The following is an 18,438-nucleotide window of genomic DNA, read 5'->3' as shown; positions in this document are numbered from 1 at the left end:
GAGAGGCGGGAGGTAAGCGAATGTTCACCCTATCTGGCGTGGAGATGGTCCGCGGAGGTCGTCGTATTCTGGCGATTGAGCAGTTGAACATCCCCACCAACGAACTGACGGTGGTGCTGGGCCACAATGGCTCCGGCAAATCAACGCTGGTCAGTTTGCTGTCCGGTCAACAGGCACCGGATACCGGGTCGGTATGGCTGAATGACGCGCCGCTGACGTCTCTGAGCAGCAAATCGCTCGCCAAAGCCGTCGCATTCCTGCCGCAAAAACTGCCTGCCAGTGCGGGACTGACGGTACGGGAACTGGTGCGTCTTGGCCGTTTTCCCTGGCGCGGCGCACTCGGCTTCTGGCGTCAGCAGGATGCCGATATTATCAGAGCGGCGATGGACAAAACCGGCGTCAGTGCGTTTGCCGATACGTTCGTTGATGAGCTGTCGGGCGGTGAACGTCAGCGGGCCTGGGTCGCGATGCTGCTCGCGCAAGAATCGCCGGTACTGATCCTGGATGAACCGACCTCGGCATTGGATGTGCAGCATCAGTACCAACTGATGGCGCTGCTGGCAGAACTGAATCAGAAGCAGGGCTGCGGCATTATTGTGATTCTGCACGATCTCAATCTGGCTCTGCGCTACGCGACCCATATTGTTGCGCTCAAGCAAGGGCGGATTGCCTTTGACGGCCCGGCAACGACGCTGGCTGATGAGCAGCGGCTCTCCGATTTGTACCAAACTCCGATTACGCTGATCGATCACCCACATGCGGTGAGCGAGGCCACTACCAATAAGGTCGCGATTGTATGTGCCTGAAATCGACTGTGAAGCAAACTCTGCTGCTGTTTGGCCTGTTGGTCTGCGGCGTATCTTCCGCTCTGGCGGCCATTGAGGTGAGCGATTCGCTCGGCAAGCAGACGCTGAATGCCGTGCCTCAGCGTGCGGCGGTACTGGACTGGAGCCTGCTCGAGCAGGTAATTGAACTGGGTGTGACGCCGATTGCGGTCACCGATGCCGATTCGTACCGTGACTGGGTGGTGAAGCCGGCTATTCCGGCTTCGGCGGAAAATGTCGGCACGCGCGGCGAACCCAATCTGGAAAAAATCGCGGCACTGAAACCCGATATTATTCTGATCACCGGTTCACAGCGCGATCTCAAACCGCGTCTGGAGCAAATCGCGCCGGTGTTGCTCTACACCAATTTCAGCGCCAATGACGCGCAAGCCGAAGTGGCGATCACCCAATTTAAACAACTGGCGCAGGTGTTTGGTCAGCAAGCGCTCGCCGAGCAAAAACTGGCCATGATGGACCAGCGTTTTGCCGAACTGAAAGCCGAGCTCAATACGCATTTTGGCTCGCCGCTGCCGCGCACTCTGGTGATGCGTTTTGCCGACACCAAATCGACCTTTATCTACACCCAAGATTCGATGGCGTTCTACGTGGTGGAAAAACTCGGCCTGACTCCGGCGCTGGTGGAAGCGCCGCAGCAGTGGGGCATCGTGCAAAAGCCGATCGCTGATTTACGTAACGTGCGTGATGGTTATGTGCTCTACATCGAACCGTTCAATGAAGAGAAAAAACTGAAAACCTCGGTGCTGTGGAAAGCGATGCCGTTTGTGCGCCAGCAACATGTCAACTCGGTCGAGTCGGTCTGGAGCTATGGTGGCGCGATGTCACTGCTGTATACCGCGGAAGCCATCACCGCCAGCCTGCTTGAAATGGCTCCCGCGTCATGAGTGCCAAACATCTGCTCGCGGTGGTGATGTTATTGGCCGCCGCCGCACTGGCGAGCCTGCAGTTCAATCAGCCATTAGCGCTCAGTCATCAGTGGAGCCTGATCGGGAGTCCGCAACTGGCTGAATCGTTTGATGATTTCAACTTTGCTTACGCGCAACTGCCAAGGCTGGTGATGACGCTGATTGTCGGCGCCATGCTCGGGCTGGTCGGCAGCCTGATGCAGCAGCTGACCCAGAACTCGCTGACCTCTCCGCTGACGATGGGGACGTCGTCCGGTGCCTGGCTGGCACTGATCATTGTCAGCATCTGGTGGCCAGATGCCATTGCCGATTACAGTGCGCTGGCGGCGATGACTGGCGCGCTGTTGGCATTCGGTCTGATTCTGCTGATCGCCGGGCTGGACAACATGACCGGTTTACCGATGGTGATCTCCGGTATGGTGATCAACATTCTGCTTGGCGCGATTGCCGGCGCGATCATTTTGCTGCATCAGGATTACGCGCAGAACGTGTTCATGTGGGGCGCAGGCGACCTGGCGCAGAATGGCTGGGAGATGATCGAGTGGTTGGTGCCGCGCTTATCGCCGCTGTTGCTGCTGTTGCTGTTGGCGCCCCGCGTATTGACGCTGCTGCGCTTGGGTCATCAGGGCGCGCAGGCGCGTGGATTGTCGGTTATTCCGGCGTTTTTCCTGCTGATGATCATCGGCATCTGGCTGGTGTCCGCGTCGATTACGGTTGTCGGCCTGATTGGTTTTATCGGCTTGCTGACCCCCAATATTGTGCGTGCGCTTGGCGCGCGGACACCGCGTATGGAGCTGGTGGCGAGTGTCGTGTTTGGTGCGTTGTTACTGCTACTGACGGACATGCTGGCACAGTGGCTGACCTTATGGTTTGGCCAGGTGGTGCCGAGCGGTGTGACCGCGGCCGCCATTGGCGCGCCTGCGCTGATTTGGTTCAGTCGCCGTCAGCTGAAAGCGCAGGATGGCATTGCCGTGGCGCTGCCGGGCTCGCGTCAGCGCGTCAGCCGTGGGCTGAGCGTCACCGTCGCCGCGCTCTTGATGGTAGGAGTGGCGCTCTATTTCTGTTATCAGCCAGACAGTGCGGATACCTGGTTGGCGTTGCCGAGTGATTATCAGTGGTCGCTGCGCTGGCCGCGTGCGCTGACAGCGCTGTGCACCGGCATTGGCCTCGCGCTGGCGGGGACCATTTTGCAGCGTCTGATTTACAACCCGTTAGCCAGCCCGGATATTCTCGGCGTGTCGTCCGGAGCGACATTTGCGCTGGTGTTCTCCAGCTTGTTTCTTGGCCAGTCGCTGCTGTCGACCCAGTGGGGGACGGCGCTGGCAGGCAGTCTGGCGGTGCTGTTGGTGCTGATCTTGCTCGGGCGAAAACATCAGTTCGCGCCATCGAGTGTGATTCTGACCGGGATCGCGATGACTGCGCTGCTGCAGGCGTTTGTGCAGTTCTGTCTGGCGAAAGGCAATCAGGACAGCTACAAAATTCTGCAATGGCTGGCAGGGTCGACTTACCGAGTGACCGCCGAACAAGCGACACTGCTGTCTGGTCTGGTGCTGGTGCTGTTTGTCCTGAGCCTGATGAGCAGCCGCGCGCTGACGCTGATTTCCATCAGCCGCTCGTTTGCGACGGCACGCGGCCTCAATAGCGCCTGGATGTCGCTCGGCTTGCTGGTGTTGGTGGCCATGCTGTGCGCCGTGGTGACGGCGACCATGGGCCCGGTGGCCTTTGTCGGCCTGATCGCGCCGCATTTGGCGCGCATGCTCGGTGCGCAGCAGGTCAAAGCGCAGTTGCTGCTCGGCAGCCTGATTGGCGCGACGACCATGCTGTGGTCAGACTGGCTCGGGCAGGTATTGCTGTTTCCGAATCAGATTGCCGCCGGCACGCTGGTCGCGATTCTCGGCGCGCTGTATTTCCTCGCGCTGCTGATTGTTAATCGTCTGGCGAAGCGCTGATCTCGTTTCCCTTTGCACACCAGAAGGAATGGCGGCGCGATTCCTTCGGTTTTCCTGATAGTTATCTCACTTTTCCCCGCATTGATTATTTTTATGACATTGCAAATCGTTCTCATTGACAATATCATTCGTAAAAATTTTAATGATTAGTTTATAAATTAAAGCAGGGGTATTTATGAAATCGTTCCGTCTTTCTCCAGTCGGGCTTGGTGTGGTTGCCGCGCTCGCGCTTGGACAAACTGGCTATGTTGGCGCGGAAGAAACCGCCACACAAAGCAGTGAAGCGAAAGAGGTCATCACCATCGTGGGTTCTCAGGTCGACTTAGGTGGCGACTATCAGGGTGGTCAGGTTGCACGCTCAGGCCGCGCCGGTATTCTCGGCAACCAAGATTTCATGGATACTCCTTTTTCATCAAGTAACTACACTTCGAAGCTGATCGAAGATCAGCAGGCCAAAAGTGTCGGCGATGTGCTGAAAAATGACCCGACGGTGCGTCAGGCTGTGGGTTACGGTAACTTCCAGGAGCTGTACATGATTCGCGGCTTCCCGGTCTATTCCGACGACATGACGCTGAACGGTGTGTACGGTATTCTGCCTCGTCAGTATGTGGCGGCAGAGATGCTGGAGCGCGTGGAAGTGTTCCGCGGTGCGAACTCGTTCGTCAACGGTGCAGCGCCGGGCGGCAGTGCGATCGGTGGTTCCATTAACCTGGTTCCAAAACGGGCGGGTAGTGAACCGCTGACCCGCGTTACGCTGGGTACGCAATCCGGTGGTCAGGCATATGGCGCGATGGATGTGGCCCGCCGTTTTGGTGATAATCAGGAAAATGGTGTGCGTGTGAACGTCGTGGCGCGTAACGGTGATGACGCTGTGGACGATCAGGAAACCCAATTGGGTGTGCTGAGCTTGGGCTTTGACCACCAAGGTGAAAATCTCCGTATGTCCGCCGATCTTGGCTATCAGGATCATCACATTGATGCGCCGCGCCCAAGTGTGACGCCGGGCAGCGCAATTCCTTCGTTACCAAGTTCAGAGGCCAACTACGCGCAGGACTGGACTTACACTGACGAAAAACAACTGTTTGGTGTTGTGCGTGGCGAATACGATTTCTCCAGCCAGACGACCGGTTGGATTGCTGGCGGCATGCGCCGCGGTAAAGAACACAACCTGCTGGCTAACCCAACGGCGGATGCCGATGGCAACCTGACGGCTTACTTGTTTGAGAACGTGCGTGAAGACACCGTCATGTCAGGGGATACTGGTGTACGTCATGAATTCTCAACCGGCAGTGTGGGTCACACTGTGGTGGTGTCGGGTTCAGTCTATCAGTCTCGTTCGAAAAACGCCTACGTGATGTCATCCAGCACTGACGTTGGCTCACTGTACGACTATGACTCACTCGAGCAATTTGCCGGTCTGTACTACGGCGGTTCGCTCAGCGATCCAAAAGAAACCGAACGCGTGACTTACAGCAGTGCTGCGCTGGCAGACACCTTGTCGCTATTTGATGATCAGGTGAAAGTGATGCTGGGCGCGCGCCTGCAGCGTCTGGAAACCAGGAGTTTTGATTATAGTACTGGCGAAAAGACGGGTGACTATAGCAAAACTGCACTGACTCCGTCGGTGGGTGTCGTTTATCAGCCAACGCTGGATATCTCCCTGTATGCTAATTACTCTGAAGCATTATTGCCCGGTGAAACAGCACCAGCAGATAGCAGTAACCCGACTGGAGAGGTGTTGAAACCAAACCGCTCTGAACAGTATGAAGTGGGCGCGAAATACGACAATGGCAGCTACGGTGCCGTGGTGAGCCTGTTCCAAATCAGTAAGCCAAGTTACATGTACGACAGCAACAATTACTATACCGACAATGGCGAGCAGCGTAACCGCGGTATCGAACTGTCTGCGTTTGGTGAACCGATTGAGAGCGTGAAAGTGTTGGGCGGTGTGACGCTGATTGATGCGGAAATAGTCAAAAACGCAGATGCAACTACAGAAGGTAAACAGGCGATCGGTGTGCCGAAAGTGCAGGCCAACGTCAACATTGAGTGGGCCACCCCGTTTGTTGAAGGCCTGACTCTGGAAGGTCGTACGTTGTACACCGGCTCTCAGTACGCCAGTGCGGACAACTCACTGGAACTGCCATCGTGGACTCGTTTCGACCTGGGAGCGCGTTACGGCATGAAGCTGGGTGATAATGCACTGACGCTGCGTGCACGTGTCGACAACGTGACCGACAAGAGCTACTGGGCTTCAGCGGGTGGCTACCCGGGCAGCAACTACCTGGTGCAGGGCGCGCCACGCACGTTTGTTCTGTCAGCCAGCTACGACTTCTGATGACCCACAAAAAAACCAGCTTCGGCTGGTTTTTTTATCATTACTTCTTGGTGATCTTGTCCAGATAGCCCATGGCGAAGGCCGACAATACAAACGTGACGTGCAGCAGCAGGTACCACTGAATTTTTTCACTGTCGATGTGCTCGGTATTCATGAACACCTTCAGCAGATGAATCGACGAAATCGCCACAATCGACGCTGACACTTTGTTCTTCAGTGAGCTGGTGTCGAGTTTACCCAGCCAGCCCAGCTTGTCGTCGTTCTCATCCACATCAAGCTTCGAAACGAAGTTTTCGTAACCGGAAAACATCACCATCACGATCAGGCCGCCAACCAACGAAATATCAATCAGCGAGAGAGTGACGAGAATCAGATCCACTTCTTTAATTGAGAAGATGATAGGCAGCAGGTGAAACACCTCCTGAAAGAATTTAATACCCAGCGCCAGCAGAACCAAACTGAGGCCAAGATAAATAGGCGCCATAATCCAACGCGCTGAATACAAAAGTTTTTCCACTAAATTTTCCATCATGAAGAAGCCGATTTGTTGTTATTAGACAGCGGTGCGCACAGTGCCCACCGTAATGGCGCGATATTACTCTGATTGCCGCGGGTTTGACTATCGGCAAACGGTAAAATTTTTCCATTGCCTGAGGAGCGAAATCGCAGCAGGCAGAAAACAAAAAGCCCTGCAAAAGCAGGGCTTGGCAAGTGTACGGCGGCGATTATTCGATGTTCTGGATCTGCTCGCGCATTTGCTCAATCAGCACTTTCAGTTCTACGCCAGAGGCGGTGATGTCGGTGCTGATCGATTTGGAAGCCAGTGTGTTCGACTCGCGGTTGAACTCCTGCATCATGAAATCGAGGCGGCGACCGACCGAGCCACCTTTTTTCAGAATATTGCGCGTTTCTTTGACGTGCGAATCGAGGCGATCCAGCTCTTCCGCTACATCGGATTTCTGCGCCAATAGAATCAGCTCTTGTTCGATGCGGCTCGGGTCAAGCTCCACTTTGGCTTCTTCAAATTTGCTGACCAGACGTTCACGTTGCCAGTCGATGATTTCCGGCATGCGCGCGCGCACTTTCACCACTTCGGCGCTGATGCCATCCAGACGCTGCTCAATCAGCGCTTTCATGTTTTCGCCTTCGCGACCACGAGCTTCGATGAATTCACTCACCGCTTCGTCAAAACCTTCCAGCAGTGATTTGTTGATCGCGTCCATATCCTGCTCAGGAGTTTCCATCACGCCCGGCCACTGCATGACCTGGAACGGGTTGATACGGCTCAGTTCGCCGGTCATGTGCATGATTTGGCTGGCTGCTTTAATCACTTGTTCGGCCAGCGCTTCGTTGATGTTTAACTTGCTTTGCGCTGCAGGGTTGGCATCAAAACGCAGGTGACATTCGACTTTACCGCGCGCCAGACGCTGGCGGAAACGTTCGCGTAACACGGGCTCCAGGCCACGGAACTGCTCCGGCAGGCGGAAGTAAGTTTCCAGATAGCGTTGGTTAACCGAGCGAATTTCCCACACGGCACTGCCCCAATCGCCTTTGACTTCTTTGCGTGCATACGCCGTCATGCTGTAGATCATCGATATGTCCTTGGTTTTGAAATTTTTTAAATGAACTGGCGCTAATACTAGCATAGAAAAACCCTGCGGTGGCGAGATGCACTTCCCAGTTGCGTGGCCAACTTGGTGTAGCGATGGGACGCAAACCTAGGATTGACGTTCGAATTCCGCTATAATTCTGCCCCAATCAAATCCGCCCCCTCGATGGCGGTTCACCCAACACAGGTAAAAACCTTATGCGTCCAAATAACCGCGCTGCGGATCAGGTTCGTCCGATTAACATTACTCGTCACTACACGGCCTACGCAGAAGGTTCTGTGCTGGTGGAATTCGGCAACACCAAAGTGCTGTGTAACGCAACGGTAGAAGAAGGCGTGCCACGCTGGCTGAAAGGTCAGGGCAAAGGCTGGGTAACCGCAGAATACGGCATGCTGCCACGCGCCACCCATTCGCGCACACGTCGTGAAGCGGCGAACGGCAAGCAAGGCGGTCGTACCATGGAAATTCAGCGTCTGATCGCGCGCAGTCTGCGTGCTGTGGTTGACCTGGAAGCGATGGGCGAACTGATGATCACTGTGGACTGTGACGTGATTCAAGCCGATGGTGGCACACGTACCGCATCGATTTCTGGTGCCAGTGTTGCGATGGCTGATGCGTTCGACAAACTGGTCGCGGACGGCAAACTGAAGAAGAACCCGATGAAAGGCCATGTCGCGGCAGTTTCAGTGGGGATTCTGGGTCAAGACGTATTGTGCGATCTCGAATACGTTGAAGATTCGGCGGCAGACACCGATATGAACGTGGTGATGACCGAAGAAGGCAAGATGATCGAAATTCAGGGCACGGCCGAAGGCGAACCGTTCAGTCACGAACAGTTGCTTGATTTGTTGGCGGTGGCCAAGAAAGGCATTGCAGATATCGTCTCGGCGCAGAAGGCGTCGTTAGAGAATTGATATTTAGCTCCCAATTGGGGGCTATTTTTTTGTCTGAATTTTTTGCCGCGTGAGCGGCAGCAAGAAACCTTGGGCGTTTACTGGTGTAAGCGTCCACCGTTGAGTTTGACGATGCTCAAACCAGAACCATGTAAATATAGAGAGAAAGTGATGAAAGCATACCAGCGTGAATTTATTGAGTTTGCCCTAGAAAAGGAAGTACTGAAATTTGGTGAGTTTACTTTGAAGTCTGGCCGTAAAAGCCCATATTTCTTTAACGCTGGTCTTTTCAACACTGGCCGCGATTTAGCGCGCCTCGGCCGTTTTTATGCGGCGGCGCTGGTGGATTCAGCGATTGAGTTCGATGTGCTGTTTGGCCCAGCCTACAAGGGGATTCCGATTGCGACCACCACCGCCGTAGCACTGGCGGATCACCACGATGTGGACACGCCATACTGCTTTAACCGCAAAGAAGCCAAAGATCACGGCGAAGGTGGCAATCTGGTGGGCAGCGCGCTGGAAGGCCGTATCATGCTGGTAGACGATGTGATTACCGCGGGCACGGCGATTCGTGAGTCGATGGAAATCATTCAGAACAACGGAGCAGATTTGGCCGGTGTGCTGGTGGCGATTGACCGTCAGGAAAAAGGCAAAGGCGAATTATCGGCGATTCAGGAAGTTGAGCGTGACTTTGGCTGCGCGGTGATTTCGATTGTCAGCCTGACCGACCTTATCACCTATCTGGAAGAGCAAGGCGGCAACCGCGAACACCTCGACGCGGTGAAAGCGTACCGCGCGCAATACGGTATCTGATACCGATCTCCTCAAAGGGGAATGGACGGACAACAAAAAGCCCACCGATTGGTGGGCTTTCTATTTCAAGCTGGCGTTGCAGGCATTATTGGTAACGGATGCCTTTCGGCACATTCGGATCCTGCATGGTTTTAAAGCGTTTATGTAGCCACATCCACTGCGTTGGCGCGCGCATGATGACCATTTCCACGTACTTATTCATATAGGCCGCGGCGGCGACTTCATCTTTTTGTGGGTAGTTGTCTCCCACCGCGATGTCAGCCAAAATCTCATACTTGCCTTCGTCGTTACGAAAGCCTGAACCCATCACGATGGCGCAGTGGCTGGTGTACGCCAGAATACTGGTGCCGGTGGTGGTACACGCATCTTGCACTGCAAAAAACGGTACGAATACCGATTTGTTACGCCCGTAATCGTGGTCTGGCAAATAGAACAGCAGCTCACCCTGGCGCATAACGCGAATCATTTTCTTCACGTCTTTACGGTCAATCAGTACGTTGCCATTATGTGTGCGGCCCCAATACTGAATGAAGTTGTAGGCGGGGTTGTTGTGCGGGCGAAACGCGCCATAACCCGGCAGACCCAGCACGGCAAACGCACGCGCGGTAATTTCCAGGTTGAGGGCATGCACGCAGCACAGCAGCACGCCTTGGCCGTTGGCTTTGTATTCGCGCAAGACCGCCAAGTCTTTCTCAACAATACGACGTTTGAACCGCCAGGTGGGCCAGAACCAGGTGATGCCGGTTTCAATCAGTGCCAGACCGGTGTTTTTGAAGTTCTCGACCACCATCTGATCGATCTCGTCGCTGCCTTTGTCAGGAAACGCCAGTTCAAAGTTACGTTTGGCGACGTGCACGCGTTTTTTACCCAAACGCATGCCCAACAAGCCTAAGCTCTGGCCGAGTTTCAGCAATACAGGATAAGGCAGCAGGTTAACGATCAGCGCGAGGGTGCCGAATCCCAGCCACACGCCCCAGTTTTTAGGGTGCAGCAGAGACAGGGTGAATTGAGGTTTGCCGTATTTGTCTTGACTCATGGGGTTCACTTAATCTGAGCACTCAGCAGCGACCAGTATTCGTCGAAGTTGGCCGTTGGCAGGTATTTAAAATCGGAACGCACAAAGCGGTTCAGACTGCCTTCGACCTGACCGAGTAACTGGGCGGCCAGAATGTTTTCGTCAACAGGAAATGATTTGCCTTCACGAATTTTACGTTCACGCAGAATCTGACGCAGTGAGGTCTCGATGCGCTCGAACAGCTGATTGATGCGCTCACGCAGACGCTCATTTTCAAACATTAGAGCATGGCCGGACAAAATTCTTGTCAGACCGGGGTTACGTTCTGAAAACGCCAGCAGCAGTTGCATCACCAGACGAATACGGTTCAGGGTGTCTTTTTCATCATCCAGAATGCGGTTGATACGCGACATCAACGACTCTTCGATGAACTCGATCAGACCTTCGAACATGCGTGCTTTGCTGGGAAAGTGACGATACAGCGCCGCTTCAGAGACACCGACCTGTTTTGCCAGTTTGGCGGTGGTGATGCGCGAGGCGCCTTCGTGCGACTCCAGCATTTCTGCTAAGGCTTGGAGAATTTCTTCACGTCGATTGCTTTTCTTACTGACGGCCATAACCGTGTTTCCTTTTAATACCACTGCTTGGTTAGAAATGAGTCGGGCGAAAAGGTCACTGTTTCGCGCCCCAACCTCACTTCAGAGCGTTTCGATAAAATGGTGTAAGCAGGCGGGGAGCCGCTTACAGTTTGTCGTTGATCAACAGCATCAGCGCTTGTGCCAATTCGGCTTTGGAGGCCAATGGCAGTGATTGCTCACTGGGTGCACTTGCTTCACTCGGGCGCCAATACACCGTGAGGGCATTGTCGTTGCTGTTGAAACCCTGGCCGGCGACGGAGACGTCGTTGGCACAGATCATATCGAGATTTTTCTTCACCAATTTGCCGCGCGCGTATTTTTCCACATCCTGTGTCTCGGCGGCAAAACCGACGGTAAATGGTCGGTTATCGGTCATCGCGGCGACCGAGGCGACGATGTCCGGATTTTTGACCATAGTGACGCTGAGCGTATCACTGTCGTCGGTTTTTTTGATTTTTTGCTGTGCCATGCTCTGCGGACGGTAATCCGCCACCGCCGCGCAGCCGATAAAAATGTCGTGCTCGCCTGCGTGCGCCATCACCGCTTGGTGCATGTCGATAGCACTGTCTACATTGATACGCGACACGTTGGCAGGCGTTGGTAAATTCACCGGGCCACTGACCAGCGTCACTTGCGCTCCCAGTTTCGCCGCCGCATCGGCAATCGCAAAGCCCATTTTTCCGGAACTGTGATTGGTGATGTAACGCACCGGATCGAGCGCTTCCCGGGTCGGGCCCGCGGTCAGCAGGACGCGTTTACCCGCCAGCGGCTTTGGGCCGAAAAAATCCTCACAGCGATGCACCAGATCCATCGGTTCGAGCATGCGGCCCGGGCCGATATCGCCACACGCTTGTTCACCGGCGGCTGGTCCCCAGATCTGCATGCCGCGACGAGCCAGAGTGGCAATGTTTTCTTGAGTCGCGATATTGCGGTACATCTGCTGGTTCATTGCCGGAGAGACGACAACGGGCGCATCCGTGGCCAGCACGAGAGTGGTGAGCAAGTCATTGCCCATCCCTGCGGCCATGCGCGCAATCAGATCGGCGGTGGCTGGTGCCAGCAGAACCAGATCGGCCCACTTAGCAAGTTCGATGTGGCCCATCGACGCTTCGGCGGCCGGGTCGAGCAGGCTGTCAGAGACAGGGCGACCGGAGACCGCTTGCATCGTTAAAGGCGTGATAAATTCTTTTGCCGCTTTGGTCATCACGACCTGAACGTCGGCGCCGCGCTCAATCAGGCGACGGGTTAATTCTGCACATTTGTACGCCGCGATACCGCCGCTGATACCAAGCAGAATCTTTTTTCCTGCCAATGTTTGCATGCTGGATTCCTCAAAAATTCTGCGCGCTATGTTAGCACAACTCCAGAAAGATGTCGGAGCTGTGTCAAATCTCGGCATGTGCAGGCGATAAATCCTCAGCCGGACGCTGCAAAGTTATGCCAGCCTCACAGATATTCTTTCTGGATTATGCAACATACTGTTTTATAAAAACCAATAATAAAGCACAAGGACCTTTATGATTACCTCCCTGAGAAGCCGAACTAAACTTTTACTGCTAACGGTCATTCCTCTGGTGATTATTACTGCCATGGTCACGGCGGTATATTACTGGAACGGGATGAAATCCCTCGACCAAGAACTGACTCAATACCGCGCGCAGCTGGTCGACAGCCGCAAAGCGGAGCTCAAAGCCTACCTGATGATGGGTGTCACTGCAGTGAAATCGCTGTACGACGCCGATCAGGGCGGGGAAAACAAAGAACAGGCGAAAACGATTCTCAAAGCAATGCGCTTTGACAGCGATGGCTACTTTTTTGCCTATGACTCCAAAGGCATCAACACGCTGCACGCGATTAATCCGTCATTGGAAGGCAAGAATCTCTACGATCTGAAAGATAAAAATGGCGTGCCGGTGATCGCCGGATTGATCCAAGCGGCAAAATCGGGCGACGGCTTCCTTTATTTCTCGTGGCACAAACCGTCGATTGACGCGCAGGCGCCTAAACTGGGGTATGCGGAATATCTGCCGAAATGGGACTGGGTGCTGGGAACCGGTATCTATATTGATGACATCGATACTCAGGTCGCTCAGTTTAAGGCGCAGCGCGAAGCGCAGCTGTATGAACAAACCCTGTCGGCAGTTGGTCTTTCCGTCGTCGGGCTTGTGCTGACTATCATCGTGGTGAGCGTGCTGGTTGCGCGCGGCGTGGCGCCGTTGCAGCACGTGGTGGACTCACTGAAAGCGGTCGCGGCGGGTGGCGGCGATCTCACCGCGCGTTTGAAAGTCGAAAGCCACGATGAAGTGGGCGAAGTCGCGCAAGCATTCAATGCCTTTATGGACAAACTGCATCCGCTGATTGTCGATCTGCGTACCTCGGCGCAGGACGTGCAGTCTGCCGCGGCCGATCTCGATGTGCAAACAACGCAGTCCAGCCAGCAAATGAACAGCCACTGCATGGAGACCGATAAAGTGGTTGCCGCGGTAACCGAAATGAGCGCCACAGCCCGTGAAGTGGCCAATAACACCAACTCTACCGCTCAGGCGATTGACTCTGCCAACCGTCAGATCATGGATGCGCAGAAAGAGGTGAATCTGGCGATTGAAGGTATTGGCGAGCTGGTGAACGAAGTCAACCTGACTTCGGATGCGATTCAAGAATTGAGCCAGCAAACGGAACAGATCACGAAAGTACTGAACGTGATTGGGGATATTGCTGAACAAACCAACCTGCTGGCATTGAATGCGGCAATTGAAGCAGCACGCGCTGGCGAGCAGGGCCGCGGTTTTGCCGTCGTGGCCGACGAGGTACGCTCATTGGCAAGCCGCACGCAAAACAGCACACAGGAAATCGGTGAGATGCTGCAGGCGCTGCATCAAGGGGTGAGTAAAGCGGTCAGCAGTATGGCACTGAGTCAGGATCGCGGCGAAAAAACCGCGCTGGAATCGGTGCAGATTAAAGACAGTTTGTCTGGCATTTCTGATGCGGTCAGTGTCATTCACGATATGGGGATTCAGACCGCTTCTGCCGCTGAGCAGCAAAGCGCAGTGGCGGAAGACATCAACCAAAACCTGGTCGCGATTCAGCAGATAGTCAATGAGCTTAGCGATAACCTGCAGCGTTCAGAATCGATCAGCACCCGTTTGGCACAATCGGGCCAGCAAATGGGGAACCTGGTCGGTCACTTTAAGCTTTAACTGACAACGGCGTTGCACCGCTGAATGACGCCGCTCTAAAGATCCCTCAGGCCGCTTGCAGCCTGAGGGAGAGATCGGCTTGAGTATGGCAAATCACAGGAGCCATACATGAGCCTCAAATCCCTTCCCAACGAATCCATGCCGCGTGAAAAGTTGTTGTTACGCGGCCCTCAGGCATTATCCGATGCTGAATTGCTGGCGATTTTTCTGCGCACCGGCACTCAGGGTATGAATGTCCTCGAACTCTCCGACTTTCTGCTGCGCGAGTTTGGATCGCTGCGCGCCCTGTTTTCCGCCACCAAGGATCAGTTTTGTGTCCACAAAGGGCTTGGCGAAGCGAAATTTGTTCAGTTGCAGGCGGTGTTGGAGATGACTCAGCGCTATCTGGCAGAAACGCTCAAACGCGGCGAAGCGCTCACCAGTCCGCAGCAGACCAAACTGTATCTGTCGAGTGTGCTGCGCGATCGCCAGCGTGAAGCGTTCTACATTCTGTTTCTCGACAACCAACACCGCGTAATTCGTGATGAAGTGCTGTTTGAAGGTACGATTGATGCGGCGAGCGTCTACCCGCGAGAGGTGGTCAAACGCGCACTGCACCACAACGCGGCGGCGCTGATACTGGCGCACAACCACCCGTCCGGTGTTGCGGAACCCAGTCAGGCGGACCGAAGGATCACGCAGCGTCTAACCGATGCCCTAGCGCTGGTGGACATTCGCGTGTTGGATCACTTCGTGGTGGGTGACGGTGACGTGGTCTCATTTGCGGAGCGGGGCTGGATATAAAGCGACACAAAAAAATAAATTTCGGGTTGTTGAAAGTTTAAACTATTGAGCAAATACAAGGCTGTAGGGACAAACTTTCACTTTTTCTCAGGAAAATTCCGACAGCCCTTACCAGCAATTCACTTGAATGCACAAAAAATGCTTAGCTTTCTGTGGTTTTCTGGTATGATTCGCACACATTTTTTAACCCCAATTCAGCTCAACACAAAAAAGATCAGGTAATCCTGTAAAAAGGATCTGTTCGGGTCTTGAGCAATGCGTGTCAAGTTAGTATAATGCGCGACCTTTGATAGCCTTGTATGGATTTTCCATAACGGTTTTTAACCTCAACTTCTTATGTAGAAAGAGAGAGGTTCGGCCACCAAGGTTGATATCGAGCTGAAACGATTTGGAGAAGACATTCATGTCCCGAGTATGCCAAGTAACTGGTAAGCGTCCAGTAACGGGTAACAACCGTTCACACGCACGAAATGCTACTAAGCGTCGTTTTCTGCCGAACCTACAAACTCATCGTTTCTGGGTAGAGAGCGAAAAACGTTTTGTTAAACTACGTCTAACTGCTAAAGGCATGCGTATCATTGATAAGAAAGGCATCGATGCTGTTCTTGTTGATATCCGTGCACGTGGCGAAAACGTTTAAGAGGAATTAAACAATGGCTAAAGGCATTCGTGAGAAAATCCGTCTAGTATCTTCTGCTGGTACTGGTCACTTCTACACAACTGACAAGAACAAACGCAACATGCCAGGCAAATTTGAGATCAAGAAATTTGATCCAGTTGTACGCCAGCACGTTGTATACAAAGAAGCGAAAATCAAGTAATTGATGGCTTCCTTGGAACGATAAAAACCCAGCCTCTTGGCTGGGTTTTTTCTTTTCTGCTTTCGGTGTCCTGCCAAGCACTTATCTAGGATCTCTTTTCTTCCTCTGCTACTCTAGCGGTATCGTAATCAACTAAGGACAGCGATTATGCGCGTCGCGCCTCATCGTCGTCGCCGATGGAATAACATTCTGATTCTGGCGGTGATTGTGTTTATCGGAGTGTTGAATCTGCCTGCGTTCATCAAATCGTATTTGATCGAACCGGAGGTTAGCTCGTATCCAACCTTACTCAATCCGCACGCCAAGTTACAGGCTATGCATTTTGCCCGTTTGTCACTGGAGCTGAATCAGGGTCGCTGGCGAGCCACACCACCGACAGAGGTGGCTCCGGAAGAGCTGGTGAAACGTTGGCAAGAGCTGGTTGGTACGGAAGTGAACGATGAGACCTATCTGTCGTTGCAACCGAATTTACGCAGTCCGCAGACGATCGAAGTGTGGTATAGCGATCAGGAAGAGCCGCAAAGGATCACTTATTACCGTACGCCACAGTTCTGGCTGTTTAAGAACTGGCAGGATAAGTGGATCGCCATCTCTGTCGACAATGGTTACCTGCTGCCGTCATCCTGAGCACCGCTCCATCATTAGAGGTTTAATTACACAACATGCCAGAACTCCCGGAAGTTGAAGTCAGCCGAATGGGTATCTCGCCGCATCTGGTGGGAGAAACCGTGCGTTCGCTGACGTTCCGTACGCCTAAACTGCGTTGGGATATTCCCGCTGAATTGAAGCAGATGGAAGGGCAGGTCATCACCGCCATTTCTCGCCGCGCCAAATATCTAATGATTGAAACACCGGTCGGCAGCGCTATCGTCCATTTAGGCATGTCAGGGTCACTGCGCGTGTTGGATGGCGATTTTCCACCCGCCAAACACGATCACGTGGATCTGACGCTGACCAATGGCAAAGTACTGCGCTACAACGATCCGCGCCGTTTCGGTGCCTGGTTATGGTGTCCGGTCGGCGAGAGTCACGAAGTGCTGGGCCATATGGGGGCAGAGCCACTGACGGAGGCGTTTAATGCTGAGTATCTGCAAAATAAGGCGCGTAATAAGCGGGTGGCGGTGAAGTCGTTTATCATGGACAACAAAATTGTCGTCGGTGTGGGCAATATCTACGCCAATGAGTCGCTGTTCAGCTCTCATATTCATCCGCTGCGACCTGCCCATTCTCTGAGTGAAGCCGAGTGGATTTCTCTGGTGGCTGACATCAAAGCGGTCTTAACTACCGCTATTGCGCAAGGTGGCACCACGCTGAAAGATTTTGCCCAAGCGGATGGCAAACCGGGCTATTTTGCCCAGGAGTTGCAGGTGTATGGCAAAAAGGGCCAACCTTGTCCTCGCTGCGGCGAGAAAATCGCCGAGCTTAAAATTGGTCAGCGCAACTCGTTCTTTTGTCCACAATGTCAGCCACCAGAGCGCGAAAAATCAACACATTTGTGATATAACGCCCATACACTAATTTAGAGGCTTAAAGAGTATAACAATGAAATATTTAGTGACCGGAGCTGCGGGTTTTATTGGTTCAGCGGTAATTGAACGTCTGTGTGCCGAAGGCCACGATGTGGTTGGCATTGATAATCTGAACGACTACTACGATGTGGCGTTGAAAGACGCGCGCTTGGAGCGAGCGGCACATGAACGTTTCTCGTTTCTTGAAATGGACATCTCGGATCGCGAAGCGATTGCCGATCTGTTTGCGGCTGAACAGTTTGATAAGGTCATTCATCTGGCAGCGCAAGCGGGCGTACGTTATTCGATTGATAACCCGATGTCGTATGCCGACAGTAACCTGGTCGGCCATCTGACTATTCTGGAAGGTTGCCGCCACCACAAAATCAAGCACTTGGTGTATGCATCGTCGAGTTCGGTGTACGGTCTGAACCGCAAAACGCCATTCAACACGTCGGATAGTGTGGATCACCCGATTTCCCTCTACGCTGCGACCAAAAAGTCTAATGAGCTGATGGCGCATACCTACTCTCACCTGTACGGTGTACCAACAACAGGGCTGCGTTTCTTCACCGTGTATGGTCCTTGGGGACGTCCGGATATGGCGCTGTTTAAATTCACTAAAGCCATCATCAATGGTGACGCTATCGATGTGTATAACAACGGCGATATGATGCGTGATTTCACCTACATTGATGACATCGTTGAAGGCATCTTGCGTATCAAAGATGTGGTACCTGAGCCGAATGCAGAGTGGAGCGTGGAAGCAGGATCGCCAGCGACCAGTTCAGCACCTTACCGTGTGTATAACATTGGTCACGGCAGCCCGGTGAAACTGATGGATTACATCAAAGCACTGGAATCGGCGCTGGGTATCGAAGCGAAGAAAAACATGCTGCCGATGCAGCCGGGTGATGTGTATGTGACGTACGCTGACACTCAAGACCTATTCAACGCGACGCAATACAAACCTCAGATGGGAGTTGAACAAGGCGTGGCGAATTTTGTGAAATGGTACAAAGAATTCTATTCTGTATAGCGATATTTCACACACTCTTTGCGGCCGGGACTTGTGTCCCGTGCTGTAAACGATAATCTTCCGCTTTACCGGATGCTCAGATATTGA

Annotated in this window: 18 protein-coding genes; 13 read left to right on the top strand and 5 right to left on the bottom strand. The window is 53.5% G+C overall.

What is annotated here, in order from left to right:
• The first annotated feature begins 20 nt into the window (after positions 1-20).
• The 4 genes from DYA43_RS13555 (at position 21) to DYA43_RS13540 (ending at position 6,034) form a co-directional block, all read left to right on the top strand.
• Positions 21-806, top strand: a complete 786-nt coding sequence (locus tag DYA43_RS13555) for an ABC transporter ATP-binding protein (protein WP_061057020.1) — start codon at positions 21-23, stop codon at positions 804-806.
• Positions 797-1,726, top strand: coding sequence for an iron-siderophore ABC transporter substrate-binding protein (locus tag DYA43_RS13550; RefSeq protein WP_061057019.1), 930 nt, complete (start codon positions 797-799; stop codon positions 1,724-1,726). Before DYA43_RS13555 ends, DYA43_RS13550 begins: the two co-directional genes overlap by 10 nt.
• The gene (fhuB, locus tag DYA43_RS13545; protein WP_061057018.1) at positions 1,723-3,696 is read left to right on the top strand and encodes a Fe(3+)-hydroxamate ABC transporter permease FhuB; all 1,974 of its coding nucleotides are present in this window, start codon (positions 1,723-1,725) and stop codon (positions 3,694-3,696) included. The genes DYA43_RS13550 and fhuB overlap by 4 nt, the downstream gene beginning before the upstream one ends.
• 175 nt (positions 3,697-3,871) lie before the next feature.
• Positions 3,872-6,034: a TonB-dependent receptor gene (locus DYA43_RS13540; protein WP_061057017.1), complete on the top strand. Its 2,163-nt coding sequence runs from the start codon at positions 3,872-3,874 to the stop codon at positions 6,032-6,034.
• A 40-nt stretch (positions 6,035-6,074) separates the two neighbouring features.
• Here the strand turns inward: DYA43_RS13540 and DYA43_RS13535 are convergent, their stop codons facing one another.
• The gene (locus tag DYA43_RS13535; protein ID WP_038130135.1) at positions 6,075-6,563 is read right to left on the bottom strand and encodes a TIGR00645 family protein; all 489 of its coding nucleotides are present in this window, start codon (positions 6,561-6,563) and stop codon (positions 6,075-6,077) included.
• A 196-nt stretch (positions 6,564-6,759) separates the two neighbouring features.
• Positions 6,760-7,626, bottom strand: coding sequence for a YicC/YloC family endoribonuclease (locus tag DYA43_RS13530; RefSeq protein ID WP_047463205.1), 867 nt, complete (start codon positions 7,624-7,626; stop codon positions 6,760-6,762).
• A 215-nt stretch (positions 7,627-7,841) separates the two neighbouring features.
• Between DYA43_RS13530 and rph the strand changes: the two genes are divergently transcribed.
• Complete coding sequence (rph, locus tag DYA43_RS13525) at positions 7,842-8,558, top strand: ribonuclease PH (RefSeq protein WP_020332543.1); 717 nt, start codon at positions 7,842-7,844, stop codon at positions 8,556-8,558.
• Between the two features lie 150 nt (positions 8,559-8,708).
• On the top strand, positions 8,709-9,350 hold the full coding sequence (gene pyrE / locus DYA43_RS13520; RefSeq protein WP_004728401.1) for an orotate phosphoribosyltransferase: 642 nt from the start codon (positions 8,709-8,711) through the stop codon (positions 9,348-9,350).
• A gap of 85 nt (positions 9,351-9,435) precedes the next feature.
• Here the strand turns inward: pyrE and DYA43_RS13515 are convergent, their stop codons facing one another.
• The 3 genes from DYA43_RS13515 to coaBC all read right to left on the bottom strand — a co-directional run bounded on the left by DYA43_RS13515 (position 9,436) and on the right by coaBC (position 12,324).
• A complete protein-coding gene (locus DYA43_RS13515) occupies positions 9,436-10,386 on the bottom strand; it encodes a Kdo(2)-lipid IV(A) acyltransferase (RefSeq protein WP_061057016.1) in 951 nt (316 codons plus the stop codon).
• Between the two features lie 5 nt (positions 10,387-10,391).
• Complete coding sequence (gene slmA / locus DYA43_RS13510) at positions 10,392-10,982, bottom strand: nucleoid occlusion factor SlmA (RefSeq protein ID WP_020332546.1); 591 nt, start codon at positions 10,980-10,982, stop codon at positions 10,392-10,394.
• A gap of 124 nt (positions 10,983-11,106) precedes the next feature.
• Positions 11,107-12,324, bottom strand: coding sequence for a bifunctional phosphopantothenoylcysteine decarboxylase/phosphopantothenate--cysteine ligase CoaBC (gene coaBC, locus DYA43_RS13505; protein ID WP_061057015.1), 1,218 nt, complete (start codon positions 12,322-12,324; stop codon positions 11,107-11,109).
• A 196-nt stretch (positions 12,325-12,520) separates the two neighbouring features.
• Here coaBC and DYA43_RS13500 point away from each other — a divergent pair, with 196 nt between their 5' ends.
• The 7 genes from DYA43_RS13500 to DYA43_RS13470 all read left to right on the top strand — a co-directional run bounded on the left by DYA43_RS13500 (position 12,521) and on the right by DYA43_RS13470 (position 18,351).
• Positions 12,521-14,200 (top strand): methyl-accepting chemotaxis protein, encoded by a 1,680-nt coding sequence (locus tag DYA43_RS13500; protein ID WP_032081580.1) that lies wholly within the window; start codon positions 12,521-12,523, stop codon positions 14,198-14,200.
• 108 nt (positions 14,201-14,308) lie between these two features.
• Complete coding sequence (gene radC, locus DYA43_RS13495; protein WP_020332549.1) at positions 14,309-14,983, top strand: RadC family protein; 675 nt, start codon at positions 14,309-14,311, stop codon at positions 14,981-14,983.
• Between the two features lie 403 nt (positions 14,984-15,386).
• The gene (gene rpmB / locus DYA43_RS13490; RefSeq protein WP_004728407.1) at positions 15,387-15,623 is read left to right on the top strand and encodes a 50S ribosomal protein L28; all 237 of its coding nucleotides are present in this window, start codon (positions 15,387-15,389) and stop codon (positions 15,621-15,623) included.
• 13 nt (positions 15,624-15,636) lie between these two features.
• Positions 15,637-15,804: a 50S ribosomal protein L33 gene (gene rpmG, locus DYA43_RS13485; protein WP_004728408.1), complete on the top strand. Its 168-nt coding sequence runs from the start codon at positions 15,637-15,639 to the stop codon at positions 15,802-15,804.
• A gap of 147 nt (positions 15,805-15,951) precedes the next feature.
• Positions 15,952-16,431: a hypothetical protein gene (locus DYA43_RS13480; protein ID WP_024374705.1), complete on the top strand. Its 480-nt coding sequence runs from the start codon at positions 15,952-15,954 to the stop codon at positions 16,429-16,431.
• Positions 16,432-16,466: 35 nt separating this feature from the next.
• The gene (gene mutM, locus DYA43_RS13475) at positions 16,467-17,303 is read left to right on the top strand and encodes a bifunctional DNA-formamidopyrimidine glycosylase/DNA-(apurinic or apyrimidinic site) lyase (protein WP_061057014.1); all 837 of its coding nucleotides are present in this window, start codon (positions 16,467-16,469) and stop codon (positions 17,301-17,303) included.
• Positions 17,304-17,346: 43 nt separating this feature from the next.
• Positions 17,347-18,351, top strand: a complete 1,005-nt coding sequence (locus DYA43_RS13470) for an NAD-dependent epimerase (RefSeq protein WP_061057013.1) — start codon at positions 17,347-17,349, stop codon at positions 18,349-18,351.
• Positions 18,352-18,438: the final 87 nt, after the last annotated feature.

Source organism: Vibrio fluvialis (assembly GCF_900460245.1).
Classification (GTDB): domain Bacteria; phylum Pseudomonadota; class Gammaproteobacteria; order Enterobacterales; family Vibrionaceae; genus Vibrio; species Vibrio fluvialis.
The sequence above is the reverse complement of the archived record's forward strand: the minus strand, read 5'-3'. Positions and strand labels throughout refer to the sequence as shown.